This is a genomic window from Deinococcus marmoris (assembly GCF_001949125.1).
Classification (GTDB): Bacteria; Deinococcota; Deinococci; order Deinococcales; family Deinococcaceae; genus Deinococcus; species Deinococcus marmoris_A.
In genome coordinates this window covers 26,259-49,870 of the sequence record NZ_MSTI01000050.1, presented here as the reverse complement: position 1 = coordinate 49,870, position 23,612 = coordinate 26,259, and the positions used below count along the sequence as shown (strand labels likewise).

Below are 23,612 nucleotides of genomic sequence, written 5' to 3'. Positions count from 1 at the left end.
CTGCGTCGATCCCAATGATGCTCTCCCTGCCCAGACACTGCTGATCTTGCATCTGCAAGATCAAACTGGTGTTCAACTCCACCCACGGCATTGGTTTCTGGAACCAGGCGCGATGGGTTCGCTCAGATGGCCCGCCATAGCGGGCCAGATTGGTGAAATTCAGTCGTCCAGGAACGACCAGCCACAGCACCAACAGCACCTGAAGATAGGCGGCCTGGGTGGAACGCAGGCTGGTTCCAGGGAGCAGGGCCGCTAGAATCTGGCTGGGGGTCGTCCGTTTTGTTGCCACACATCAACATGGACGATCCCCACCCCATTCGTCAAAAACCTTCCGGAGTACTGCATGACGAAGAGGGGGTTCGGTGATGCACGTTGTTCAGTCGTCAGCGTTTAGTCGTCTGCGCCTACGGCCTGCTGGGTCTGTGCCGTCATCAGGCCGCCTGCTGCATGGGTATGGTCCTCTTTGAGGATCGTCTCAATCTCTGGCTTTGCCTTCATCTCTGGCTTCTCCAGACTGGCACGCACACCTGCGCCCAGTCGGGCGTCCACCTTGTCCAGTTGGATGAGGTAGCGCTGCTGAATGAAGTCAGGAGCGGCTCCCAGATGCCGGGCGAAATTGTCGTGCATCCTGTTCTGCTCTTCCGCCCGCAACAGGCGGTACAGCGCGCCGGGCTGGGCAAAGTAATCCTCGTCAGTGTCGGGCCAGCCATACCGGTCCGCGCGACTGCCTACGGTCATGGGCGGCTCGGCAGCTTCCTCACCGTACTGCACTGGTCCCCCGAAAGAATTGGGTTCGTACACTGGCATTCCGCCAAAGTTGCCGTCAGAGCGCAGTTGCCCGTCCCGGTGGTAGGTCTGCACGGGCGAGACGGCCTGATTTACCGGCAGCGCGGCGTAATTGGCCCCGATGCGGTAACGGTGCGCGTCGGCGTAGCTCATCAGGCGGGCTTGCAGCATCTTGTCGGGACTGAACCCAAACCCGCGCGGCGAGTTGCTGGGTTCAAAGGCCGCCTGTTCAATCTGCGCGAAGTAGTTGTCCGGGTTCTCGTTCAACTCGAACTCGCCCACTTCCATCAGGGGGTAATCCGCGTGGGGCCACGTCTTGGTCAGGTCAAAGGGATCGAGATGATACGTCTCGGCGTCGGCCTCCGGCATCACCTGAAGGCTGACCTTCCACTTCGGATACTCGCCGCGCTCGATGGCCTCAAAGAGGTCCTGAAAATAGAAGTCGGGATTCTTCCCGGCAATCTCCATCGCCTCTGGTTCGGCGAGGTTCTGGATGCCCTGCTGGGTGTGGAAGTGCCACTTGACGTACACGCGCTCGCCCTGATCGTTCCACAGGCTGTAGGTGTGGCTGGAGTAGCCGTTCATGTGGCGGTGGCTGCGTGGAATGCCCCGGTCCCCGAACATGTAGACCACCTGATGCATGGATTCGGGGCGCAGGCTCCAGAAGTCGAACATCATGGTCTCGCTGCGGCGGTGCGTGACCGGGTGGCGCTTCTGGCTGTGGATGAAATCCGAGAACTTGAGGCCATCCCGCACGAAAAACACGGGCGTGTTGTTGCCCACCATGTCCCAGTTGCCGTCCTCGGTATAAAACTTCAGCGAGAAACCGCGTGGATCGCGCACGGTGTCGGCGAAACCGCTCTCTCCAGCCACCTGAGAGAAGCGGGCCAACATGCGGCACTCGGTCCCCTCCTTCTGAAACAGTTTTGCCACCGTCAGTTCGGGGATGGCGCGGGTCACGCGGAAGGTGCCGAACGCGCCGGTCCCCTTGGCATGGACCACGCGTTCAGGGACGCGCTCGCGGTTGAACAGGGCCATGCGCTCCAGCAGGTGATGGTCCTGAAGCAGCACTGGGCCGTCCTTGCCTGCCGTCAGGGAATTCTGGTTGTCGGCCACCGGATTGCCCGCCGCGTTGGTCAGTCGGGTCTGGCTCTGTTTGGGGGCCTGCATGTCGGTGGGTTCACTGGGTTTATAGACCTTACTATTGCTGGCCTTACTGTCGTCACTCATGGGAAGACTCCTCGTGGTGCTGCCGGGGCAGCCGACGCCTGGGAAAGGGCGGAAGAGGCGAGCGTCCGAGATTACTTGGTGTTTTCGCCACCCTGCGCGGCTTCAAACAGGAACCAGATGCGCCGCTCGGTCTCGTCGATCAGCACTTCGAGCAGGCTGGAAGTGGCGTAGTCGCGGGCGTCGTCGCAGGTTTCATGGGCGGCGCGCATACTGGCCGCAATGCTCTGGTTGTCGGCCATCAGCTCGCGCAGCATGTCCAGTGGAGCCACGAAATCGGCGTTGTTGTCCTGCACCGTCTGAAGGCCAGAGATGTGCGAGACCGAGCGTAGCGTGGTGCCGCCCAGTTTGCGGACGCGCTCGGCCAGTGGATCAGTGCTGCCCAGCAGTTGCTCGGCCTGCTCATCAAAGAGCAGGTGGTAGTCGCGGAAATGGCTGCCGGAGAGATGCCAGTGAAAGTTCTTAGTCTTGAGGTACACGGCGTAGGCGTCGGCGATGATCGGGTTGATGGCCTCAACGATTTTCTGCACGCCGTCAGCCTTGAGGTCTGTGGGCGTCTTCAGGGCGTCGGGGGCGGAAGAGGTGACAGTCTTTCTGGAGTCGTTCTGGGTCATGGAAATCTCCTTGAGATGGATGCGCAGTCTGCGGTCTGCCAGAGACGGCGCGGGCGATTGGCCTCGACGCTGATGTTCGGCCTGGACAATGGGCGGAGAGATACGAAAAGGGTGCAACAGACTTCATTGAGCATGGATGAAGCTAACCACTGGTGACCACTGGCGAGCTGGATCAGTTGACGGCGGAGTTGACCGCCTGGATGGTGGGCGCTGGGCGCAACTGAATAACGCTCAGCACCACGAACGCCACTTCCATAACCAGAGCGATGATCCCGGACGGTTCGGCCCAGTTGCCGATGTCGTCCTTCGCATTGGGCAATCCGGTGGTCCGGGTCAGCACATAGAAAATGATGGACCCGGCAGAGATCAGCAGACCCAGGCCATAGCCGTTTTTCCAGTGCGAACTCAGCAGCCAAGCTCCCGCCGCCGCGCATCCAGCCACCAGCAAGATGTACAGCCAGCCCAGGTAGGCGGTTTCTCCCAGCTTGTCGGGGATATCCCTGAAGTGAATGAAGCCGATGCCGGCCAGCAGTAGCACGCCGATCCAATGGTCCTGAAGATATTTCATACCCCTCCTTGTGGGGCGGCAAACCGCCGAGGTCAAACAGGTTGGGCCTCAACAGCCCACGGTGGCCGCGCCGCACGCATCCACCAAAATCATTGGGACACGACGTATTCCAGGCCCAGGGTGTTACGCGGGGGTTAGATTCCAGTCTCGCTTAAGATCGGCTCTACAGATCATGAGATTCAGTCGCGCAGGATGATGGCGTGCGCTTCGGGTGTCAGCCGAGGGATCGGTTTAAGCCTCAGATGTTCAATTGACAAGCAGCAGGTGCTTGCAGTGTCGATCGTGCGTGAGCTGGGCCAGCGTCAGACCGTCACCGGGCAGTCCATCAACCTCTCTGACAGACCTGCCGAACGCAAAAATGGAGGGGCGGTGAAAATAGAGCGTCAGAAACGTCCTGTCCACCCGCCACATGCCCGTGAATTTCTGTATGGGGTGCTGCACGTCTGACCGACCCGCCGCCACCTGACACAGAAAGCAAAGCTGGGATTAAAAATGACAGATGTTGGGGGGCATCCACCAAGCGCCCGTTGATTCAGCCACATGTCGTCAGCCGTGTTTTACACTGAACCCAGGCTGCCTTCCGGCACCCGAAGGAAGCGCATGACCACACCTTTTACGGCCCTCGAACGCAACATTCTGAAAGCCAAGGGCTTGAGCGAACAGCATCTGGCCGCCCTCGCAGACCTGGGCGTCAGCGGGCGGGCCGATTTTGCGAGTATCGGCTCCTGTGAAACACTGCTGGAGTTGCTGCCAGACCTGAACACCGAAGTCGCAGCGCGGGTGTTGAACTGGGCACTGCCCTCTGCCGCGCTGGGAGAGCCGGTGCCATCTGCGCTCAGCGGTGAGACGCAGGCTGGCGCGGCCATGTTCTTGCAGGGGCTGGTAGTCAATTCCAGCGACTCGACGTACTGCGTCCACTGTCAGGCCAAGCAGCCCAAGGATTACAGCGTGGGTGACCTGTGCCTCAACTGTGGCCTCCAGGCCGAGCCGATTGAAACGTGCTACTGGTGCGGCACCAGCGGACCGGGCCGATTTTGCCGCACCTGTGGCGCGGCCTTCGTGATCACCGCCGAACTGCCGCTGGCCCTGCTGCTGAGGCGCGAGGGCGTGGCCAAGGACGACATTCCAGCCAAGATCAGGGCGATGGGTGAGGCCGAGAAACAGGTCCTGTGGGGCCGCGTTCGTCGGTCCCGCCGTTAGAAGCAGTGACCGCCCCTTTACCAGACCACCCAGCGGATCACTGTCCCCATTGCGGCGCACCCTTGCCCCCCGACTGGCAGGCTGGTGACCTGTGCAGCCACTGTGGTGGGGCCAGCCGTGAAGATGTCCGCCGCGCGTGGTGTACCCAACTGATCCCACCGGGACCATTCTGCCGCCACTGCGGGTCCGAACAGCTTCCAGGCGCATGGTACGGCGCGGCGCGAATGCTGCGGTCCGTGGGCGTGGATCAGTTCAGCATGCCGGAGCGCCTGCGGGCCATGCCAGCGGCCCAGCGGGAACACTTCAGCCGCCAATATGCCCCCCATCAGGCCATGCTGGAGCGCCTGCTTGACGACGTGACCTTTGCCGAAAGTGTCATTGGCCGCCGTGGTTGGAGCGCGGCCCTGGAAGATCAGTGGCTCCCCCAGTTGCCAGCAGCCCCGGAAACGCTGACGGCCCTGAGCCTGCCGCCCAGCACGGCGGACAGCGACGAGGCGCGCCTGACCGAGATGCGCGATCAGGCCCGGCTGCCCCTGAGCGCCTGGCTGGCCTCGCTGGCCCGGCTGCGGCTGGGCGCCGAACGAAACGAGGCCGACAGCATTTAGCATTTACCTCAGGGAAGCGGTACAGAGCGGTGATCTGGCCCTTCAGGAGGCGGTGGCGCTGGCGCTGGCCCGCTGGCCCTACACCTACCTGCACCCATACAGCCTCCAGGCCAGTGAACTGCGTGACGTGCTGTGGACGCTGTACCGCGCTACCTGCTCACCCGAGGCGGGACTGGGCCTGAATCTGCTCGCGCGGCAATACACCAATGTAAGCAGTGAGGCCATTCCTGAAGAGCTGCTGGCCCCGCTCCTCGGCGCGGAGGACCCTGATCTGGCTTTCGGCGCGGCGCTGGCGCTAGACCGACAGGACGTGTTGCAGGCCGCCCTGCGCGACCCCCATAAGCGGCTGGCGGCGGCGCTGGGGTTGGCACGGGGCGGCGCGGGACAGCTTCTGGCCCCGGTCCTGACCACGATGGATGACGGCGAACTTGATCATCTGCTGCTGATCTTGAAACCCTTGCCAGAATTGCGGCCCGCGCTGGTGACCCTGACTGAGTCGCCGCGCCGCCAGGCGGTCCAGCGACGCGCACTGGACCTGCTGGCGCGTCTGGGCGATCCTGCCGACGCCCTGCGCTTGGTAGCAGCCAACTCCACGTGGTATGCCAACGACGTTCTGAACAACCTGGACCTGAGGCCACAGCAGCTGGAGGACGTATTGACTGCACTGCTGGATCAGGGCCTTGACCCGTCTGAGGTCAGCGGCTTCATGTCACTGGCAACCAGTGGCCGAGTACCGGACGGCTTTGTGCCCGCCATCTTCAGACAGGTAGGACCAGACGCCCAGTTGAGCCTGGTTTCCTTCGCGGGTCAGCAACTCGCCGTCAGTCAGAATCAGGACCTTCACCGCTGGCTCTGGTCCCTGATCGACGGTGACTTTCCCGAAAAGATTCAGGAGCGGGCCTGGGCCATGCTGAGCGGCTGGTACGGTACGTACGGTTCTGCGCTGGAGCTGTCGCGGGCCAGCGTGGAACGGTTTTTTGGAGGCTTTGCTGCCTTCACAGGGCAGCTGTGTGTGATCATTGAAAATCCCCAACTGACGGGCCGATTCTTCAACTCCTTCCGCTTCATGGCCGTTCTCTCGTCGGTGGACGAGGGCGCACTTGCGCCATTGACTGAGCTGGGCGCGTCGTCTGAGCGGCTGTGGCAGGCGCTGCTGTCGCTTACGCAGACCCAGCAGGTCTTCATCCCGGACCGGGCCGCCGGCCTGCGCCTGCTGGGCCGACTGACCCGCTCTGCAACGCAGCGCAACACCCTGGAAATCCATCTCCGCCCCCTGCTGGACGACCATGAAACGCCTGCCGATCTCCAGCGCGGCGCACTGGCTGCTCTGTATCCCAGCGCAGCGGCGCAGACGGCGTACCTGGCCCAACTGGAAGCGAGACTGACACTGGCGCAGACCTACGACGAGCGCTCACCAATTGAGACAGTGATTTATAGCCTGCGGGCGGTGATCGCGCAGAGGCAATAAGTGGTTCATGCGGTCTCCAGGCCACTCTTTCCAAGTCTACTTGAGCTTGAGAGACCCCAGGGTCTTGTCGAACGCCCCCCGCTGGGCCGCCGTGGCAGCGGGTCCCGTGGTGAACTGAACGCTGAGCATGTTGTGTTTGCTGACCCCATACCAGTACTGCAAGCGCACCACCGCCCCGTTGGCCTTAAGGGTCAGGTCATACAGCCGTTCAGACCCCTTGACGCCGCCCACCGTTCGTGGGCGCTCACTCACGCGCTTCAGGGTGGCCAGACCGCCGCCCGTGAGCGATCCCTCGACGCCCCCGATGAATTCTTTCAACGCGGCGGCGTCGTTGCCCTTGCTCTGATACGGCGCAAAGAACAGTTGCAGGACGGCAGGCGGCGGGGTGCCAGGAGCCAGCACCGTGATGCCGGGCAGACCATTCGGGTAGGGCCGCTGTTCCCAGCCCACAGGAACATCGGCAGTGAATGGGGCCTTCGTGTTCTGGAGGGGAACGGCCCGTGCCGTGCCGGTCAATGCCGAGACGAAGAGAAGTGTCATGCGAATGGAGAGGGACATGGCACAGAGCATAGAGAGGGCGCGGTCTCCAGGAACAGCCCTGACTTTGTTCAGGTTTCAGCGGCGAACAAACTGGGCACGCGGCGTCGCCGCTTTTCCTTGGCCCGGTCCTACCCAGGCGCATCCCTCTCCTCGGGAAGCCATTTCTATCAAAGTGTCAGGTGCTGAGATAGGCGCGTCGAGGTGCGGCAGTTGGTGCTGGCGGCGGCCAGTCTGCCGGATGTGCTGTAGACATCTACGGCTGTGCATTGCGTTTTCGTGACTGGCCGAGGTCAGGACCGATGGACATGCCGCCGGACCTCACAGCCACCCCTGCCGGAGCGCCTTGACTGCCGCCTGCGTGCGGTCCGCCGCCTGCAATTTCACCAGCAGTTCCTGCACGTACAGCTTGATGGTGCTGACGCTCACGCCCAGCTCGGCAGCGATCTCCTTGTTGGGCAGGCCATCGGCGATCAGGCGCAGCACCTCCAGTTCGCGGGGGGTCAGCAGCGGGGCTGATCCAGGGGCGCGCACACCGCCCAGAACGTGGTGGGCCACCTGCGGGTCCAGGTAGGCACTGCCCGCCGCCGCCGCCCTGACCGCCAGAAGCAGTAACTCGGGCTTTGCGCTCTTGAGGCAGTACGCTGCTGCCCCCGACGCCAGCGCCGCGAAGACCTCCTGGCGCAGATCGTGAGCAGTCAGCATCACGATGCGCACGTCCGGCCAGCCCCGCCGAATCTCGGCAGCAGTCTGGATGCCGTCGATGCCCGGCAGGCCGATGTCCACCACGGCCACGTCCACTGCCGTTACGGCCAGACGCTCCAGGGCCTCCTCGCCGCTGCGGGCCTCGCAGACCACGCGCAGATCGGCCTCCAGATTCAACGTGGCGCGCAGGCCGTCGCGGGTGAAGGCGTGGTCTTCCACCAGTAGAATACGGATCAGGTCTTCAGCCATGAGGCGTCTCCCCGGACACGGGCAAGGTCAGCGTGAAAAGGCTGCGGTTCTGACCCGTGCGGATGTAGCGAACCGTGCCGCCGTGGGCCTCGGCGATGCGGCGGGTCAGGTACAGCCCCAGCCCCGTGCCGCTGCCCGCGCCACCGCCCCGGAAGCGCTGGAACAGGTGCGGAATGCGGGCCTGCGAGACGCCTGGCCCCTCATCCTGCACACTCAGAACCGCCTCGCCGTCCTCCTCGCTTAAAGCGACATGCAAAGTGCTGCCGGGCGGGCTGAATTTCACCGCGTTGTCCAGCAGGTTCTGGGCAGCGCGGCGCAGATCATGGGAACGGCCCCACAGCCGCACGGCCCGCAGGTCACGTTCCACCGTCAGGCGGCTGGTCTCGATACGGGGGCGCAGGTCTTCCAGCACGCCCTGCACCAGCGCCCGCAGGTTGACCTCTTCCATCTCGTCGTCGGCCTCACCGCTTTCGTATTTGGTGACCAGCAGCAGCTTCTCGGCCAGGGCCAGCAGCGTGGCGTTGGACTCCAGACCGTTTTCCAGGGTGGCGCGGTACGCCCCCGGCAGCGGACCGTAGGCACCGCGCCGGGCGGCTTCCATGTTCATGGCGTTGGCGAGCAGGGGGGTACGGAGGTCATGCGAGAAAGCGTAGACCAGATCGCGCAGCAGTTCGCCGCGCTCGCTGAGTTGCGCGCGCTGCACGCGCAGGTCGTCCAGCAGGGCGGTACGCTCCAGCAGGGGTTGCAGGGCTGAAATCGCCTCGGCGGTCAGGGCCAGTGGGGTCTCGGGACGGTGCAGGATCAGCAGCAGGTCGCCGTCTTCGCCGCGCCGCAGCCGCGCCAGCACGAAGGCCCCGCCGTCCACCGCCCACACGTCGCCCGCGCCCACTGGCTGGGCCAGGTATTCCAGCGGAAGGCGGGTGTCCAGCCGGGAGCGGTGATCTTCGGCTTTCAGACCTGAAGCCAGGGCCAGCGCATAGGGGCGGCGCAGCATGGCCCGGTCCACTGCGCCCACCTCCACGCTCAGCGCCCCGGTCAGGTGTTGCAGGGCGCTCGCGGCGCGCGACACGAACTCGGCCTGCCCCAGCGGGCCGCCCACGTCCTCGGCCAGCCGGCGCAGCAGGCGTTCGCGCCGCAACTGGCGCTCGTCCTCGGTGATCCGCACGGCCCGCTCGGAGGCGTCGCGCGAGCGCAAGGTCAGGCCGCCCACCAGCAAGATCGCCAGCAGGCTGACGACACGGTTGGACAGATCGGCATTGCTAAAACCGTCTTCCAGCGCGTTTTCCAGTGCGGCCACCAGCGAGGCCAGCACGCCCAGCAGGGTCAAGATCACCACCGGGCGGCGTGAGGTGCCCAGCGCGGCTAACGCAATCGGCACCGTCAGCAATGTCCCCACCACCAGAGAGGCCGGGGTCAGCAGGTCAATCAGCAGCACCACGGCCAGTGCCATCAGACAGACCGTCCACAACGTACTGTCGCCCAGCGGCAATTTGGGCGGCGCAAGCAGCAGGCGCAGGGTGTCTCGCATTTCCAGTTGAGGCTACCCGCAAACGATGTGTGGACGACTGGCCACATGGCCAATTCAGTTGGCCGTAAGGCGAATGGTACGGCCAGAAGAGGCGGCGCAGCATACGCGGGTATGAATGTCTTTTTGCTGTTGCTGGTGCTGGCTTTAACCGCCTACCTCCTCTACGCCCTCGTGCGTGCGGAGAAGTTCTGATGGTGGGTGCGCTCCTGGGATTGCTGATTTTACTGGCCCTGTTCGGCGTGGTGGCCTGGGCCTTGAAGCTGCCGGAAAACCTCTGAGATGGATATCTTCCTGACATACCTGCTGGCCTTCGGGTTGGCCGTCCCGCTGGGCTTTCTGATCGCGCGGCTGTATGCGGCCCCGGCTTCGCACTTCACGGCGGGACTGCTGCGGGTCTGCGGCGTGGACGCCTCGCGCGGCATGGGCTGGCGGCAGTACGGTGCGGCGCTGATCGGCACCAACGTGCTGCTGGGGCTGGCCGCCTACCTGATCTACGTGCTTCAGGGCGCGTTGCCCCTCAACCCCGACGGGATCGCCAATATGCGCTGGGACACCGCGCTGCACACCGCCGCCTCATTCATCACCAACACCAACCAGCAGCACTACAGCGGCCAGAGCGGACTGAGCTACTTCTCGCAGCTCGTCGCCATCGTGACCCTGCAATTCGTGACTCCCGCCGTGGGCATGGCCGCCCTGTTCGCCGTGCTGCGCGGGCTGAAAGGACAGACCAACGTCGGCAATTACTATCTGGACGTGACCCGCGCCGTGGGAATACTGGTTCCCTCGGCCTTCGTGCTGGCGCTGCTGCTGACCTCTCAGGGCGTTCCCAGCACCTACGGCGGCGCGAAGGTGGCGCGGCTGGTGGAGGCACAGACGGTTGAAGGAAAAGCCGTGACCACCCAGACCATTCCTGTCGGCCCCGTCGCGGCAATGGTGGCGATCAAGCAACTCGGCACCAACGGCGGCGGCTGGTACGGCCCCAACTCCTCGGTGCCGCTGGAAAACCCCACGCCGCTGAGCAACCTGTTCTCAATGGTCAGCATCATCGTCTTTCCGATCAGTCTGGTCTTTGCCTCTGGCCTGTTCCTGAACCGTCGCCGCTTTGGCGGGGCGATCCTGGCCGTGATGAGCGTGACCTCGGCGGCGCTGACCTTTGGCGCGGTCATGGCCGAGCGGCAGCCCAACGCCGCGCTGCTCGGCCTGGCGGCCCCTGGCGGCAACATGGAGGGCAAGGAGATTCGTCTGGGCACCGACGCCACCGCGCTGTGGGCCAGTCTGACCACCCAGACCAGCAACGGCTCGGTGGCCGGGATGCACGACAGTTTCAACCCGCTGGGCGGGCTGGTGCCGCAACTGGGGATGTTCCTGAACGACGTGTACGGCGGCATCGGCGTGGGCATGATCAACATGCTGGTGTTCGTGGTGCTGACCGTGTTTATCGCGGGCCTGATGGTGGGCCGCACACCGGAACTATTCGGAAGAAAGATTGAGGTGCGCGAGATCAAGCTGGCCTCCCTCATCATCCTGCTTCAGCCGCTGCTGGTGCTGGGCTTCACGGCGGCAGCGGTGTCGCTGCCCGGCGTTACAGCCAACTCCAACCCCGGTTTTCACGGCCTGTCCCAGGTGCTGTACGAGTACAACAGCGCCTACGCCAACAACGGCAGCGGCTTTGAAGGGCTGGGCGACAACACGCCGTGGTGGAACGTGACCTGCGCCATCGTGCTGATCCTGGCCCGCTTCCTGCCGATCCTGGGGCCGCTGGCGATTGCTGGACTGCTGGCTGGTAAGAAGGCCGCGCCCGAAACGAGCGGCACGCTGAGGGTGGACACCCCCATCTTCGCCGGAATGCTGCTGAGCGTGATGCTGCTGCTGCAACTGCTGAACTTCGCGCCCACGCTGGTGCTGGGGCCAGTGGCCGAGCAATTGACGCTGCAAACCACCACACCCACCACTGGAGTCCAGAAATGACCGCCCTGCCACAAACGCCTGAAACCGGGCCGAAAGCCCCCCGTAAAAATATCTTCACGGGCGAACTCGTTAGTGGGGCACTGAGGGCCAGCTTCACCAAACTCGATCCGCGCAGCATGGCGAAAAGCCCGGTGATGTTCGTGGTGCTGGTGGGCGCGGTGCTGACCGCCTACCTGACACTCGCCAATATCGTCACGGGGAAAACCTGGGGCTACGAGCTGACCATCACCCTGCTGCTGTTCCTGACGGTGCTGTTCGCCAACTTCGCCGAGGGGCTGGCCGAGGCACGCGGCAAGGCGCAGGCGCTGGGGCTGCGGGCCGCCCGCCAGGACACCCCCGCCCGCCGACTCCTGAACGGCGTAGAAACCACCATTCCCAGCACCGAACTGCGCCGCGACGACATAATCGTGGTGGAGGCGGGCGAGATGATCCCCGGCGACGGCGAGATTGTGGAGGGACTGGCCTCGGTGGACGAAAGTGCCATCACGGGTGAGAGCGCCCCGGTCATCCGCGAGGCTGGAACCGATTTCAGCGGCGTGACCGGCGGAACGCGGGTGCTGTCGGACCGCATCGTGGTGCGCGTGACCTCTCAGCCGGGTGAGAGCTTCCTAGACCGCATGATCGCCCTGGTGGAGGGGGCCAGCCGCCAGAAGACGCCCAACGAGCTGGCCCTGAGCATCCTGCTGGCCGCGCTGACGCTGATCTTCCTGATCGTGGTGGCAACGCTGCCGCTGCTGTCGCGCTTCGTGGGCATCAATGTGGATACGGTGACGCTGATCGCGCTGCTGGTCTGCCTGATTCCCACCACCATAGGGGGGCTGCTGCCCGCCATCGGCATCGCGGGGATGGACCGCGCCTTGCAGGCCAACGTGATCGCCAAAAGCGGCAAGGCGGTGGAAGTTGCCGGGGACGTGGACATCCTGCTGCTGGACAAGACCGGCACAATTACCATCGGCAACCGTCAGGCGACGCGCTTTGCTCCGCTTTCTGGCGTGAGCGAGGCCGAGCTGGCCCGCGCCGCCGCGCTGTCCTCACTGGCCGATCCGACGCCCGAGGGCAAGAGCATCGTGACCCTGGCCCGCACCCTGACCGAATTGCCCACCCAGCCGAGTGATGCCGAGTTCATAGAGTTCAGCGCCCAGACCCGCATGAGCGGCGTGGATTTTGCCGATGCGGGGGGAGCTGTAAAAATCCGCAAGGGCGCGGCAGACCGCATGGCGCGTTTTGCCTCCGAGTTTGGCGCAGCCGCACCTGCTGATCTGACCGCCCTGGTAGAAGAAGTTGCCCGCGCCGGCGGCACCCCGCTGACCGTGGCCGAGGTGCGCGGTGGCGTGGCCCGCGTGCTGGGCGTGGTGGCCCTGTCCGACATCGTGAAGCCCGGCATGAGCGAGCGCTTTGACCAGTTGCGCCGCATGGGCCTGAGAACCGTGATGATCACCGGAGACAACCCCCTGACCGCCGAGGCGATTGCCAGGGAGGCGGGTGTGGACGGCTTTCTGGCCGAGGCCACCCCCGAGGACAAGCTCCAGATGATCAAGGACGAGCAGGCGGCGGGCCGCCTCGTGGCAATGATGGGCGACGGCACCAACGACGCCCCGGCACTGGCGCAGGCCGACGTGGGTCTGGCGATGCAGAGCGGCACCCAGGCGGCCAAGGAAGCGGCCAACATGATTGATCTGGACTCAGACCCCACCAAACTGATTGAAGTGGTGGAAATCGGCAAGGGCCTGCTGATGACGCGCGGGGCACTGACCACCTTCTCCATCGCCAACGACATCGCCAAATACTTCGCCATCCTGCCCGCGCTGTTCGCCGCGCAGCTTCCCGCGCTGGGCGTGCTGAACGTGATGGGGCTGGGCAGCCCGCGCAGCGCGATCCTCAGCGCCGTGATCTTCAATGCGCTGGTGATTCCGCTGCTGATTCCGGTGGCCCTGCGCGGCGTGCGATACACCCCTGGCAGCGCCGACTCCCTGCTGGCCCGCAACCTGCTGATCTACGGCCTGGGCGGCGTGGTGGTGCCATTCGTGGGCATCAAGCTGATTGACCTGCTGCTGTCCGTGGTGGGTGTCCAGTGACCGCTTTTCTATTCATAGGAGTTTGCCCATGACCATTCCTTCCAATCCTGCCGATACCACGCCTCAACCCGGCTTTTCTACCTGGCTGCGCTTCGCCCTGATGTGGCTCCTGCTGTGCGGGCTGGCGTACCCTGCCGTGACCACGCTGCTGGCGGGAAGCCTGTTCCCGGCGCAGGCGAACGGCTCCCTTATTACGCGCAATGGTCAGGTGGTCGGCTCTGCCTTGGTGGGCCAGACCTTCAGCGGCGCGGGCGACTTCATCGGGCGGCCCAGCGCGGCGGGGGGCGGCTACGATCCAGTCAACGCCTCGGGCAGCAACCTCGCCCCCAGCAACCCAGATTTGCGGAAACGGGTTCGGGACTTGTCCGCTAAAATCGCTGCCCGTGAAGGCATTCCGGCCTCCCAGATTCCCGCCGACTTGCTGACGGCCAGCGGCAGCGGTCTTGACCCGCACATCAGCCCCGCCGGGGCCGGGGTTCAGGTGGCGCGGGTGGCGCAGGCGCGTAATCTGAGCGAAGACAAGGTGCGCGAACTCATCACCGCCGCCACCGAGCGCGGCCCGCTGGGCCTGGGCGGCGTGGGCGTCAACGTCCTGAAGCTGAATCTGGCGCTGAATGCGGCAGCCCCCGGCACCGGACGCTGACGCCATGCCGGACGCCGAGCCATCTTCTGCCGAGCGCTCTCCCCAGCGGCTGATCCTTCCCGGACAGGCCGAGAACGCCGCCCCCGCGCGCGGCGTCCACAAGGTGTTCATCGGCATGGCGGCGGGCGTCGGCAAGACCTACCGCGCCCTGGGCGAACTGCGCGAGCGGCTGGAGAAGGGTGAAGACGTCCTGATCGGCGTGCTGGAAACACATGGACGCGCCGAGACCATCCGCGCCGCCGAGGGGCTGCCCATCTTCCCACGCCGCGTCACTGCTTACGGAGGCACCGAACTGACCGAACTGGACGTGGACGGCCTGCTCGTCCGCCGCCCAGCCGTGGTGCTGGTGGACGAGCTGGCCCACACCAATGCCCCCGGCAGCGAACGTCAGAAACGCTGGCAAGATGTGGAGGTCTTGCTTGCGGCAGGCATCACCGTCCTGTCCACCGTCAACGTGCAGCATCTGGAATCGCTGAACGACACCGTGGCCCGGCTGACCGGCGTGCGCGTGCGTGAGCGGATTCCCGACGCCGTGCTGCGTGCGGCCACCGAGCTGGTGCTGGTGGACCTGACGCCGCATGACCTGCGCGCCCGGCTGAAGGCAGGCCACGTCTACGGCCCTGAGAAGATTGATCAGGCGCTGGGTAACTTCTTTACGTCACCCAACCTGATCGCGCTGCGCGAAATTGCATTGCGGCAGGTGGCGAGCGTGGTGGAGCAGGGTGCGCCGCCCGGCAGCCCCGGTGTGCAGGAAGTCGTGGTGGTGGCCATCGCTGCCGAGGAAAGCGCCGCGCGCCTGATCCGCAGAGGCGGGCAACTGGCCGCGCGGCTCCACGCGGCGCTGCATGTGGTGACGATCCGTGGCCCACGCATCACGCCCGAGCAATCGCGCCTGCTGGACACCTACCGCGCCCTGACGGTGGCGCTGGGCGGCCAGTTTGAAGTGCTGGGCGGCGAGGCGGGGGTGGCCGCCGCTCTGATCGGTTACGTCCAACTCTCGCGGGCCACCCAGGTGGTGATGGGCGAGACCAGCCGCTCGCGCTGGGCCGAACTGTGGCGCGGCGACATCATCAAGCGGGTGCTGAGCGGTACGCGCAATGTGGACGTGCATGTAATCAGCCGCGATTAATACGGACTCCGATGAGAAGGTGTTGAAAACACCCAGAAATCCGAGTGGGACTCGCAGAGCTGCGACGCAGAGGAAGAGTGTTCTCATGGGCGTCTGTTCATGACGAGAGCGAGAAGGAGAAAAACGGGTTGCGGGCGTGGAGTGGAGGGATCGGCGCTGTTCCGATCCCTGCCGCGTTACAGACGGAATCCGTAGTGCCCCAAGCGACAGAGACCTGGTTCTACCTTGCGGACATCCAGCCCATATTGCGCCGCCTGGAACCCGCTGCCTGAGCCTTTTAAAACCCGCTCTAGATGAAGATGCTCCTGGGCAGGTACAGGCTGACCAGCCAGTTGGGAGCGTCCACGATCTCGCTGATCCGCAGGTCCGCTGCCACACTGCACAGCAGATAAGCTTCCTGCGGTGACAGGCCATACTCGCCAGTCATGAAATCCACCATCGAGCGGGTGGCGTCCTGTGCGGCGGCGTACAGGTCCGGGCCAATCCCAGTGGTGACCTGATAGCCCGCCCGATCAATGTGGCCTGTGACGGGGCCGGGTGTCGAGAAACGCGGCGTTTTCAGGTGTGCTGCTTTCTTCAGGGTGAAGCGCAGCGTCACGTGCATGGCCGATTCGATGGCGGTGCCGCAGACCTCGCCGTCACCCTGGGCCGCGTGGGTGTCACCCACCGAGAACAGTGCGCCGGGTACGGCCACCGGCAGATGCAGGGTGGACCCCGCCGTCAGGTCACGAATGTCCATGTTGCCGCCCACAGCCCGGGGCGGCACAATCGAGTGTGGCCCAGCCTCGGCGGGCGCGTTGCCGATGGTACCGGGGAAGGGCCGCACCGGCACCCGGATGCCCGGCAGGAACTCCGCCGAGGAGTCGCTGTACTGCCACAGCTTGAGGTAAGGATCAGCGAATTCATCTGCCAGCAGGCCGAAGCCGGGAATGATGGCCGTCCAGCCGAAACCCGAGGGCCGGAATTCCAGAATGTCGACCTGCAACGCGTCGCCCGGCTCCGCCCCATGCACGTAGACCGGGCCAGTCACCGGATTGATCTTCGAGAAGTCCAGCGCCGTCACATCTGAGGAGGTGGACGCGGGCGTGAACTGACCGCCGCCAGAGTCGATGACCTCGAATTCGATGGTCTCGCCGCTCTCGACTTCCAGCGCGGGGGGCAGGCTGTTGTCCCAGCCGTAATGGTGGTCGTGGATGGTGCATTTGGGTCTATTTGTCACTGGAATCCTCCTCCTATACGAATTCCGTTTGTAACGCGGCAGGAATCGGAACAGCGCCGATCCCTCCACTCCACGCCCGGAACCCGTTTTTCTCCTTCTCGCTCTGCTCGGATTTTCAGGTGTTTTCAACACCTTCTCATCGGAGTCCGTATTACTTCTTGACTGAGAGACGCTCGTAATTGATGAAATGCGTCGGGTCGAGCAGGTCGTCCACGCCGCCCACGAGTCGGTCGGACTTCATGGTGTAGCGCACCTCGTGGAACACCGGCACCCACACCGCCTGCTTGTTCAGGGCCGCGAAGATGCTGGCGTACTCCTTCAGGCGGGCGGCCTGCTGGGCAGGCGCAACCATCCGGTCGGCCTTCCCGGCGCGGGCGTCCAGTGCCTTGTCGCACACGAAGGGCCAGTTCCAGCCGCCCTGCACGGCGCTGCGGCACGACAGGATCGGCCAGTAGAAGTCGCTGGGGTCCGGGTAATCCTGCGTCCAGGCCAGTCCCCCTGACCAGACCATTGCAGCGGTTTTGGGCGTGCTGGCCGCGTCGATCACGCTGCTCTGGGCGAGGCTCTTGAGCTGCACCTTCACGCCGATCTGCGCCAGATCCTGCTGGATGCTCTGGGCGATGCGCGGGTTGGGATCGGTGGAAGTGGTGTAGAGGATAGTCTCGAAGCCGTTTTTGAATCCGGCTGCCGCCAGCAGCGCCTTGGCCTTGGCTGGATCGTAGGCGTAGCCCGCCTCGGCCTTATCGTAGCCGGGCATCAGCGGCGGCAGAACGCCCCGCGCCACCACACCGCGTCCGTTGATGATCCGCAGGATCTTGGTCTTGTCGATGGCCATGTTGATGGCCTGACGCACCCGCACGTCCTTGAGTGGGCCGACGCCCGTGTTCAGGCTGAGATAGGTCGTGTTGACCGACGTCTTGGAAAACACGTTGGCCTTGAGCTTGGGATCGCGCGTCACCTGGAGAAACTGCGCGGGCGGAATGCCGTCACCGAGCAGGTCGATCTCGCCGCGCTGGAGGCTGAGGTAGGCGACGCTAGGATCCAGCCCCACCTTGACCGTGACCCCATCCAGATACGGCATACCCGCCATGAAGTAGTTCGGGTTGCGCTCGAATTGAAGCTGCTGGCCGCTCACCCAGGATTTCAGCTTGAATGGTCCAGTGCCGACGGGTTGATGTCCGAAATCCTCTCCGGCCTTCGCCACGGCCTCTTTAGGCACGATGAACGCGAAATTCATCGCCATGATGTTCAGGAAGGCGGCATTCGGGGCGTTCAGCGTGATCTTGACCCTGTCGGGGGCCAGCACGGCGATGCCCGAAACGGCCTTGGCCTTGCCGTCCACGAACGCCTGCGCGCCAGCGATGTCGGTGTAGAAACTCTGGCCCGGACTCTTGGTCTTGGGATCAAGCACCCGTTCCAGGCTGTACTTCACGTCGTCGGCAGTCATGACCCGGCCATTGTGGAACTTCACGCCTTTTCGCAGGGTGAAGGTGTAGGTCTTGCCGTCCTTGGAGACGTCGGGCATTTTGGCGGCCAGACGCGGTGTCAGCGTGGTTCCGCCGGGGGTGTAGTCCAGCAGGGCGTCGAAGACCATCTTCTCCATCGGCCAGTTCTGGTAGTCGTAACCGACGGCGGGGTCCAGGGTGGTCACGTCATCCTTGTATGAGACCGTGATGCTGCCGCCCTGCTGAGGCGCGGCGTGGGCGGTTCCGAGAAGCAGTGTCAGGCCAAGCAGCGACGAACCCATCAGCGACTGTCCGGTGAATCTTTTCATGGCTCTCCTTTCCAGCGAAAGAACGTGCAGCACCAGAATTTCCAGCACAACATCACGAGTAGCGAATCCGGGGATCGAGGGCGAGCTGCACGAGATCGGCGAGCAGGTTGGCCAGGGTGATCACCACCGCGCTGAAGATCACCACGCCGACAATGACGGGAATGTCCACCACGCGGATGGCGTCCCAGACCAGTCGGCCCAGGCCCGGCCAGCCGAAAACACTCTCCACCACCACCACCCCGCCCATGAAGACGCCGATGTCCAGGCCGATCATGCTGATGATGGGCGAGGCGGCATTGCGCAGCGCGTGGCGTACCACCACCCGGCTCTGCGACAGCCCCTTGGCGCGGGCGGTGCGCACGTAATCGCGCGCCAGCACTTCCAGCAGACTGGAGCGGATGACGCGGGCGTACCACCCGGCCCCACCGAGGCCCAGCGTCAGGGCGGGCAGAAACAGGTGCGAGAGGCCGCCGTAGCCGCCCAGCGGAAACAGATTCAGCCCGTAAGCCAGCAGGTACACCAGACTCAGGCCCAGCCAGAACTGCGGCGCGGACGCCCCCAGGAAGGCGAACCCCATCACCAGCCGGTCCGGCCAGCGCCCACGCCTCAGCGCCGCCCAGATGCCCAGCGGCAGCCCCAGCAACAGTTCCAGCGCCACGGCCCCCAGCATGAGCTGAAAGGTGGGCCAGACCCGCGAGGCGATCAGCGGGCGCACCGCCGTCTGCTGCTTGTAGGAACGCCCCAGATCGCCCCGCAGCAGATGGGTCAGGTACAGCGCGTACTGCGCGACGAAGGGCCGGTCCAGTCCCAGCTCCCGCCGGATGCTGTTGACCGTCTGTACGCTGGCGCTCGGCCCGGCCACCAGTCGGGCAGGATCGGCGGGCAGCAGGAAAATCAGGCTGAAGGTGAAGACCGAAGCCACAAGTAGCACGCCCAGACTTTGCAAGACGCGCGACACCGTGAAAGTCAGCATCAGTTCGCCCCGTTGGGATCGAGGGCGTCACGCAGGCCCTCGCCCAGCAGATTGAAACCCAATGAGGTGACCAGAATGGCCGCGCCGGGAAACAGCACGAGCCACGGCGCGGTGGTCAGGTAACTCTGCGACTCGTTGATGATGCCGCCCCAACTGGGGGTCGGCGGTTGCACGCCCACGCCCAGAAAGGACAGGGTGGCCTCCAGCAGCACGGTGGTGCCGATGCCCAGCGAACCCCAGACCAGCGCGGTGGGCAGCAGGTGGGGCACGATATGCCTGTACAGGATGCGGCTACCTGAGGCCCCAACGGCCTGGGCCGCCTCCACGAACTCGCGTTCACGCAGCGAGATCACCTGGGCGTAGATCACCCGCGCCACCGCCACCCAGTTGAGCAGCGCGATCACCAGCGTCACGATCCACAGGCTGGGCCGCAGCACCGCCGTGAGGGCAATGGCAAGAAGCAAAACCGGAAAGGCCATCATCACGTCGGTAAAACGCATGATCAGCGTGCCGATCAATCCGCGTCCCATTCCCCCCAGCGCCCCCAGGAACACGCCAATCACGACGGCAATGCCGTTGGCGACGATGCCCACCAGGAGCGAGGCCCGCGCCCCCCACAGCAGCCGCGAAAGCAGGTCCCGGCCCAGCAGATCAGTTCCGAGCAGAAAGGCCGTTCCTGGCGGCTGGGGTGCCCCTTCCAGCGAGATGCCGTCCGGGAACTGGAAATTGGGATCATGCGGCGCAATCCAGGGGGCCAGCAAGGCGGCCAGAATGATCAGACTGCACAGGACCAGGCCCAGCAGGGCGGCCTTATCGCGGGAGAAGCGTCTCCAGGCCACTGAACGCGGCTTTGAAGCGCGGGCTGCTGGGGCAGTCGGCAGTGCGGTCAAGTTTGCCCCAGTAATACGGATTCCGTTTGTTTCGTGCAGGAATCGGAACAGCGCCGATCCTCCACTCCACGCCCAGAACCCGTTTTTCTCCTGCTCGCTCCGCTCGGATTCCAGGTGTTTTCAACACCCTCTAATCGGAGTCCGTATAAGCGGGTGCCGTGGGAAGTTCGCCCGCTGTAGACGGGCGCGCAGGACTGGGCAAGGGACGGGCAAACTGACAGGACGGATGGGCACAGAAAACGTCGTGGTGGGGCCAGATCCAGGAATGTGGCGGGATGCACCCTGGGAAGATACTCCTCCAGCAACCGAAAGGGGTGAAGAAGCGCGCCAGACCGTCAATTCGGGCCACGCTGCCCGAATCGCGCGAAGGGGAAGACATCTCCCCTGCACCTGATGCACGACAGCGTGCCCGAACTGTTGCGGAGCGGCATTCCCCAGGTACAGCTCAACCAGAGGCCATTCAAGGACCCCGATCGGGCCTTCGGAGCGGGCAGGTGTCGCCCAGCCTATGGGATGCGTTGCCTCAGCTCCCTGCAAGCTCCACTTTGCCGAGGGCCTGCGCCAGGTAAGGAGCAGTTCGGCTGTTCTTCGCCCGCGCCACCTTAAGAGGCGGACCCTGCGCGACAATCAGGCCGCCCTCATCCCCTGCGCCGGGTCCGATGTCGATCACCCAGTCGCTGCCCACCACCAGTTGCATGTCGTGTTCTACCGTGATCACGGTGTGCCCGGCAGCGACCAGACGATCAAGCTGGAGGGCGAGTCTCTCCACGTCGGCGGGGTGCAGGCCAGTGGTGGGTTCGTCCAGGATATAGAGCGTCTGTCCGCGTCCAGCGCGCTGCAACTCGGTGGCCAGCTTGATGCGCTGCGCCTCGCCGCCCGAGAGTTCGGTGGCGGGTTGCCCCAGCCGCAGGTAACCCAGCCCCACTTCCCGCAGGGTGTCTAAGCTGCGGAACACCGCTGCGTCACCCTTGAAGAAATCCCAGGCCAGATCCACCGTCATGCCCAGCACTTCGGCGACGTTGCGCCCCTGGTACTGAACTTCCAGGGTCTCGGCGTTGTAGCGCGCCCCGTGGCATACCGGACACGGCGCGTAGACGCTGGGCAGGAAGAGCAGCTCCACCATCACCCAGCCCTCGCCCTGACAGTGTTCGCAGCGCCCACCCTTGACATTGAAGGAAAAGCGGCCTGCACCGTAGCCACGCCCACGGGCCAGCGGTGTGGCAGCAAACAGCTTTCGGACGTGATCGAACAGCCCGGTGTAGGTGGCCATATTGCTTCTGGGCGTGCGCCCAATCGGCTTCTGGTCCACCTGCACCAGTCGTGAGATCGAGGCCACGTCCCCTCCCAGGTGCGCGGTGGTGACGGGTGCCTGGCTGTCTCCGAGGTCTTCCTCATCCTGTGAAAGATTGACCTGATCCCCGCTGCCCTGACCCAGGTGGGCCGCCAGCGTCTCCGCCAGCACCCCGCTGACCAGGGTGGACTTGCCCGAACCTGAAACGCCCGTCAAGCAGGTCAGCACGCCCAGCGGGAAACGGACACTGAGGTCACGCAGGTTGTGGCGCGTCACGCCGCCCAGTTCCAGCCACCCGGAGGGCGTGCGCGGCGGGCGTGTGTTCTGGGCGGCGGTCCTGAACAGGTACTCGGCGGTGCGCGAGTTCTCCACGTTCCGCAGTCCCTCCAGCGGCCCGCTGTAAAGGATCTCTCCGCCCCCCTCCCCGGCCCCTGGCCCGACATCCACGATCCAGTCGGCGCGGCGCACCACGTCCAGATCGTGTTCCACCACGAACAGCGAATTGCCCGCTGCTTTCAGACCGCCCAGGGCCGAGAGGAGCGCCTCGGTGTCGGCGGGGTGCAGCCCGGCGGAAGGTTCATCGAGGACGTATACCACGCCAAACAGGTTGGAATAGAGCTGGGTGGCCAGCCGCAGCCTCTGCAACTCGCCGGGCGAGAGGGTGGGCGTCGAGCGCTCCAGTTGCAGGTAGCCCAGCCCCAGATCCAGCAGCACGTTCAGCCGGGCGACGAGGTCTTCTGTCAGGCGCTGGCGGGCCACGGCCTGCGCGGGCTGGTTCTGATCAGGTGCGCTGTTTCTATCCCCGGCGGCATAGGGACGCAGGAGCGCGGCCACTTCCTTGAGCGGCAGGCGCGAGAAATCGGTGATGTCGTAATCCGCGAAGGTCACAGCCAGGGCTTCCGGGCGCAGCCTCTTGCCGTGGCACACCGGGCACTCGGTGGCGATCATGTAGGTCTGCACCCGCCGCTTCATGTACGCGCTCTCGGTGCTGGCGAAGGTGTGCAGGACATGTCGCCGGGCGCTGCTGAAGGTGCCCATGTACCCGGGTTCGAGCTTGCGTTTGACTGCTTTTCGGGTCTCCTCTGGACTCATCCCCGGATACACTGGCACCACGGGCTGCTCATCCGTGAACAGAATCCACTCGCGTGTCGTGGGCGGCAGTTCACGCCACGGCACGTCCACATCTATGCCCAGGGACACCAGAATGTCGCGCTGGTTCTGCCCGCCCCACGCCAGCGGCCAGGCGGCCACCGCCCGCTCACGGATGGTCAGTGACGGGTCGGGAACCATCGAAGCCTCGGTGACCTCGTAGACCCGGCCCTGACCGTGGCAGTTCGGACAGGCCCCCTCGGGGGTGTTGGGCGAGAAGCCCTCGGCATAGACGATGCCCTGCCCCGGCGGATACGTCCCAGCGCGCGAGTACAGCATCCGCACCAGATTGGACAGGGTGGTGACGCTGCCTACAGAGGAACGGGCGGTGGGCGCACCTCGCTGCTGTTGCAGCGCCACTGCCGGGGGCAGACCCTCGATAGCGTCCACATCAGGCGCACCCACCTGATGGAACAGGCGGCGGGCATACGGCGAGACCGATTCCAGATACCGCCGCTGCGCCTCGGCGTACAGCGTCCCGAAGGCCAGCGAGGACTTGCCCGAGCCGGAGACCCCGGTGAACACCACCAGGGCGTCACGCGGCACCCGCAGCGAGAGGTCTTTGAGGTTGTGTTCCCGCGCCCCGCGCACCTGCACGAAGCCGGAGAATTCAGAGGGATCTGGCATGGTCCGGGCAGTATGGGTGGTCTGCCCAGCACGCGGGGCGAGTCGCAACGAAATCTGAAGCTTTGGCCCTGTCACGATCAAACTGCGGCCAGCAGTGGCAAGACAGACGGGCGGCGCGGCCACCACGTTAAAAATCGGGCAAAAGATGTTCAGGATTTTTCAGGAAGGACGGGCAGACTTGATCCGCCCATGAAGAGTCGGATTTCTTGACTGTGGCAAATCACGCTCAGGGCAGGGAGCGGCATGGCTTTTTTTGACCAGCAGATTGGGAGGTGCAACAGCCCGCATCACCCGACCTCAGCCCAAAGGTTGGTGATACGGACTCCGATTGAAAGGTGTTGAAAACACCTGGAAATCCGAGCGGAGCGAGAAGGAGAAAAACGGGTT

20 protein-coding genes and 1 pseudogene are annotated in these 23,612 nt (G+C 64.6%); 9 read left to right on the top strand and 12 right to left on the bottom strand.

Going from position 1 to position 23,612, the window contains the following annotated elements:
• The 4 genes and pseudogenes from BOO71_RS07630 to BOO71_RS07615 form a co-directional block, all read right to left on the bottom strand.
• Positions 1-289 (bottom strand): annotated as a pseudogene (locus tag BOO71_RS07630) (hypothetical protein); the annotation flags it as partial.
• A gap of 101 nt (positions 290-390) precedes the next feature.
• Positions 391-2,016: a catalase gene (locus BOO71_RS07625; RefSeq protein ID WP_075831345.1), complete on the bottom strand. Its 1,626-nt coding sequence runs from the start codon at positions 2,014-2,016 to the stop codon at positions 391-393.
• Positions 2,017-2,087: 71 nt separating this feature from the next.
• Positions 2,088-2,627, bottom strand: a complete 540-nt coding sequence (locus BOO71_RS07620) for a Dps family protein (RefSeq protein ID WP_075831344.1) — start codon at positions 2,625-2,627, stop codon at positions 2,088-2,090.
• A gap of 172 nt (positions 2,628-2,799) precedes the next feature.
• Complete coding sequence (locus BOO71_RS07615) at positions 2,800-3,195, bottom strand: hypothetical protein (RefSeq protein WP_075831343.1); 396 nt, start codon at positions 3,193-3,195, stop codon at positions 2,800-2,802.
• Positions 3,196-3,468: 273 nt separating this feature from the next.
• Between BOO71_RS07615 and BOO71_RS27710 the strand changes: the two genes are divergently transcribed.
• The 4 genes from BOO71_RS27710 to BOO71_RS07595 all read left to right on the top strand — a co-directional run bounded on the left by BOO71_RS27710 (position 3,469) and on the right by BOO71_RS07595 (position 6,468).
• Entirely contained in the window at positions 3,469-3,642 is a 174-nt protein-coding gene (locus tag BOO71_RS27710; protein ID WP_175607392.1) for a hypothetical protein, read from the top strand.
• A gap of 153 nt (positions 3,643-3,795) precedes the next feature.
• Positions 3,796-4,395: a hypothetical protein gene (locus BOO71_RS07605; RefSeq protein WP_075831341.1), complete on the top strand. Its 600-nt coding sequence runs from the start codon at positions 3,796-3,798 to the stop codon at positions 4,393-4,395.
• Positions 4,396-4,457: 62 nt separating this feature from the next.
• Complete coding sequence (locus tag BOO71_RS07600; RefSeq protein WP_139322822.1) at positions 4,458-5,000, top strand: hypothetical protein; 543 nt, start codon at positions 4,458-4,460, stop codon at positions 4,998-5,000.
• Positions 5,001-5,052: 52 nt separating this feature from the next.
• Positions 5,053-6,468 (top strand): hypothetical protein, encoded by a 1,416-nt coding sequence (locus BOO71_RS07595; RefSeq protein WP_075831339.1) that lies wholly within the window; start codon positions 5,053-5,055, stop codon positions 6,466-6,468.
• A gap of 36 nt (positions 6,469-6,504) precedes the next feature.
• On the opposite strand, the gene BOO71_RS07590 is transcribed toward BOO71_RS07595, so the two are convergent.
• The 3 genes from BOO71_RS07590 to BOO71_RS07580 all read right to left on the bottom strand — a co-directional run bounded on the left by BOO71_RS07590 (position 6,505) and on the right by BOO71_RS07580 (position 9,487).
• On the bottom strand, positions 6,505-7,026 hold the full coding sequence (locus tag BOO71_RS07590) for a hypothetical protein (RefSeq protein WP_075831338.1): 522 nt from the start codon (positions 7,024-7,026) through the stop codon (positions 6,505-6,507).
• A 300-nt stretch (positions 7,027-7,326) separates the two neighbouring features.
• The gene (locus BOO71_RS07585) at positions 7,327-7,959 is read right to left on the bottom strand and encodes a response regulator (protein ID WP_075831337.1); all 633 of its coding nucleotides are present in this window, start codon (positions 7,957-7,959) and stop codon (positions 7,327-7,329) included.
• Positions 7,952-9,487, bottom strand: a complete 1,536-nt coding sequence (locus tag BOO71_RS07580) for a sensor histidine kinase (RefSeq protein WP_075831336.1) — start codon at positions 9,485-9,487, stop codon at positions 7,952-7,954. Before BOO71_RS07580 ends, BOO71_RS07585 begins: the two co-directional genes overlap by 8 nt.
• 45 nt (positions 9,488-9,532) lie before the next feature.
• Between BOO71_RS07580 and BOO71_RS26315 the strand changes: the two genes are divergently transcribed.
• The 5 genes from BOO71_RS26315 to BOO71_RS07555 all read left to right on the top strand — a co-directional run bounded on the left by BOO71_RS26315 (position 9,533) and on the right by BOO71_RS07555 (position 15,302).
• Positions 9,533-9,679, top strand: a complete 147-nt coding sequence (locus BOO71_RS26315) for a potassium-transporting ATPase subunit F (RefSeq protein ID WP_083653196.1) — start codon at positions 9,533-9,535, stop codon at positions 9,677-9,679.
• An 87-nt stretch (positions 9,680-9,766) separates the two neighbouring features.
• Positions 9,767-11,455 carry a potassium-transporting ATPase subunit KdpA gene (gene kdpA, locus BOO71_RS07570; protein WP_075831334.1) on the top strand — a complete coding sequence of 563 codons (1,689 nt, stop codon included), beginning with the start codon at positions 9,767-9,769 and terminating at the stop codon, positions 11,453-11,455.
• On the top strand, positions 11,452-13,530 hold the full coding sequence (gene kdpB, locus BOO71_RS07565; protein ID WP_083653194.1) for a potassium-transporting ATPase subunit KdpB: 2,079 nt from the start codon (positions 11,452-11,454) through the stop codon (positions 13,528-13,530). Before kdpA ends, kdpB begins: the two co-directional genes overlap by 4 nt.
• A gap of 28 nt (positions 13,531-13,558) precedes the next feature.
• A complete protein-coding gene (gene kdpC / locus BOO71_RS07560) occupies positions 13,559-14,173 on the top strand; it encodes a potassium-transporting ATPase subunit KdpC (RefSeq protein WP_075831333.1) in 615 nt (204 codons plus the stop codon).
• A complete protein-coding gene (locus BOO71_RS07555) occupies positions 14,145-15,302 on the top strand; it encodes a sensor histidine kinase KdpD (protein WP_254843078.1) in 1,158 nt (385 codons plus the stop codon). The genes kdpC and BOO71_RS07555 overlap by 29 nt, the downstream gene beginning before the upstream one ends.
• A gap of 289 nt (positions 15,303-15,591) precedes the next feature.
• Here the strand turns inward: BOO71_RS07555 and BOO71_RS07545 are convergent, their stop codons facing one another.
• The 5 genes from BOO71_RS07545 to BOO71_RS07525 all read right to left on the bottom strand — a co-directional run bounded on the left by BOO71_RS07545 (position 15,592) and on the right by BOO71_RS07525 (position 23,225).
• Positions 15,592-16,521: an acetamidase/formamidase family protein gene (locus tag BOO71_RS07545; RefSeq protein ID WP_075831331.1), complete on the bottom strand. Its 930-nt coding sequence runs from the start codon at positions 16,519-16,521 to the stop codon at positions 15,592-15,594.
• Positions 16,522-16,672: 151 nt separating this feature from the next.
• Entirely contained in the window at positions 16,673-18,295 is a 1,623-nt protein-coding gene (locus BOO71_RS07540) for an ABC transporter substrate-binding protein (protein WP_075831330.1), read from the bottom strand.
• Between the two features lie 52 nt (positions 18,296-18,347).
• Positions 18,348-19,268 (bottom strand): ABC transporter permease, encoded by a 921-nt coding sequence (locus BOO71_RS07535; protein ID WP_075831329.1) that lies wholly within the window; start codon positions 19,266-19,268, stop codon positions 18,348-18,350.
• Entirely contained in the window at positions 19,268-20,158 is an 891-nt protein-coding gene (locus tag BOO71_RS07530; protein WP_075831328.1) for an ABC transporter permease, read from the bottom strand. The genes BOO71_RS07535 and BOO71_RS07530 overlap by 1 nt, the downstream gene beginning before the upstream one ends.
• A 523-nt stretch (positions 20,159-20,681) precedes the next feature.
• Positions 20,682-23,225: an excinuclease ABC subunit UvrA gene (locus tag BOO71_RS07525; protein ID WP_075831327.1), complete on the bottom strand. Its 2,544-nt coding sequence runs from the start codon at positions 23,223-23,225 to the stop codon at positions 20,682-20,684.
• Positions 23,226-23,612: the final 387 nt, after the last annotated feature.

Bases quoted from the DNA above. Each gene is read 5' to 3' on its own strand.
- kdpB (WP_083653194.1), top strand. From the start codon at position 11,452: ATGACCGCCCTGCCACAAACGCCTGAAACCGGGCCGAAAGCCCCCCGT.
- BOO71_RS07620 (WP_075831344.1), bottom strand. From the start codon at position 2,627: ATGACCCAGAACGACTCCAGAAAGACTGTCACCTCTTCCGCCCCCGAC.
- BOO71_RS07625 (WP_075831345.1), bottom strand. From the start codon at position 2,016: ATGAGTGACGACAGTAAGGCCAGCAATAGTAAGGTCTATAAACCCAGT.
- BOO71_RS07540 (WP_075831330.1), bottom strand. From the start codon at position 18,295: ATGAAAAGATTCACCGGACAGTCGCTGATGGGTTCGTCGCTGCTTGGC.
- kdpC (WP_075831333.1), top strand. From the start codon at position 13,559: ATGACCATTCCTTCCAATCCTGCCGATACCACGCCTCAACCCGGCTTT.
- BOO71_RS07580 (WP_075831336.1), bottom strand. From the start codon at position 9,487: ATGCGAGACACCCTGCGCCTGCTGCTTGCGCCGCCCAAATTGCCGCTG.
- kdpA (WP_075831334.1), top strand. From the start codon at position 9,767: ATGGATATCTTCCTGACATACCTGCTGGCCTTCGGGTTGGCCGTCCCG.
- BOO71_RS07605 (WP_075831341.1), top strand. From the start codon at position 3,796: ATGACCACACCTTTTACGGCCCTCGAACGCAACATTCTGAAAGCCAAG.
- BOO71_RS07615 (WP_075831343.1), bottom strand. From the start codon at position 3,195: ATGAAATATCTTCAGGACCATTGGATCGGCGTGCTACTGCTGGCCGGC.
- BOO71_RS07585 (WP_075831337.1), bottom strand. From the start codon at position 7,959: ATGGCTGAAGACCTGATCCGTATTCTACTGGTGGAAGACCACGCCTTC.
- BOO71_RS07555 (WP_254843078.1), top strand. From the start codon at position 14,145: ATGCGGCAGCCCCCGGCACCGGACGCTGACGCCATGCCGGACGCCGAG.
- BOO71_RS07535 (WP_075831329.1), bottom strand. From the start codon at position 19,268: ATGCTGACTTTCACGGTGTCGCGCGTCTTGCAAAGTCTGGGCGTGCTA.
- BOO71_RS07525 (WP_075831327.1), bottom strand. From the start codon at position 23,225: ATGCCAGATCCCTCTGAATTCTCCGGCTTCGTGCAGGTGCGCGGGGCG.
- BOO71_RS26315 (WP_083653196.1), top strand. From the start codon at position 9,533: ATGGCCAATTCAGTTGGCCGTAAGGCGAATGGTACGGCCAGAAGAGGC.
- BOO71_RS07590 (WP_075831338.1), bottom strand. From the start codon at position 7,026: ATGTCCCTCTCCATTCGCATGACACTTCTCTTCGTCTCGGCATTGACC.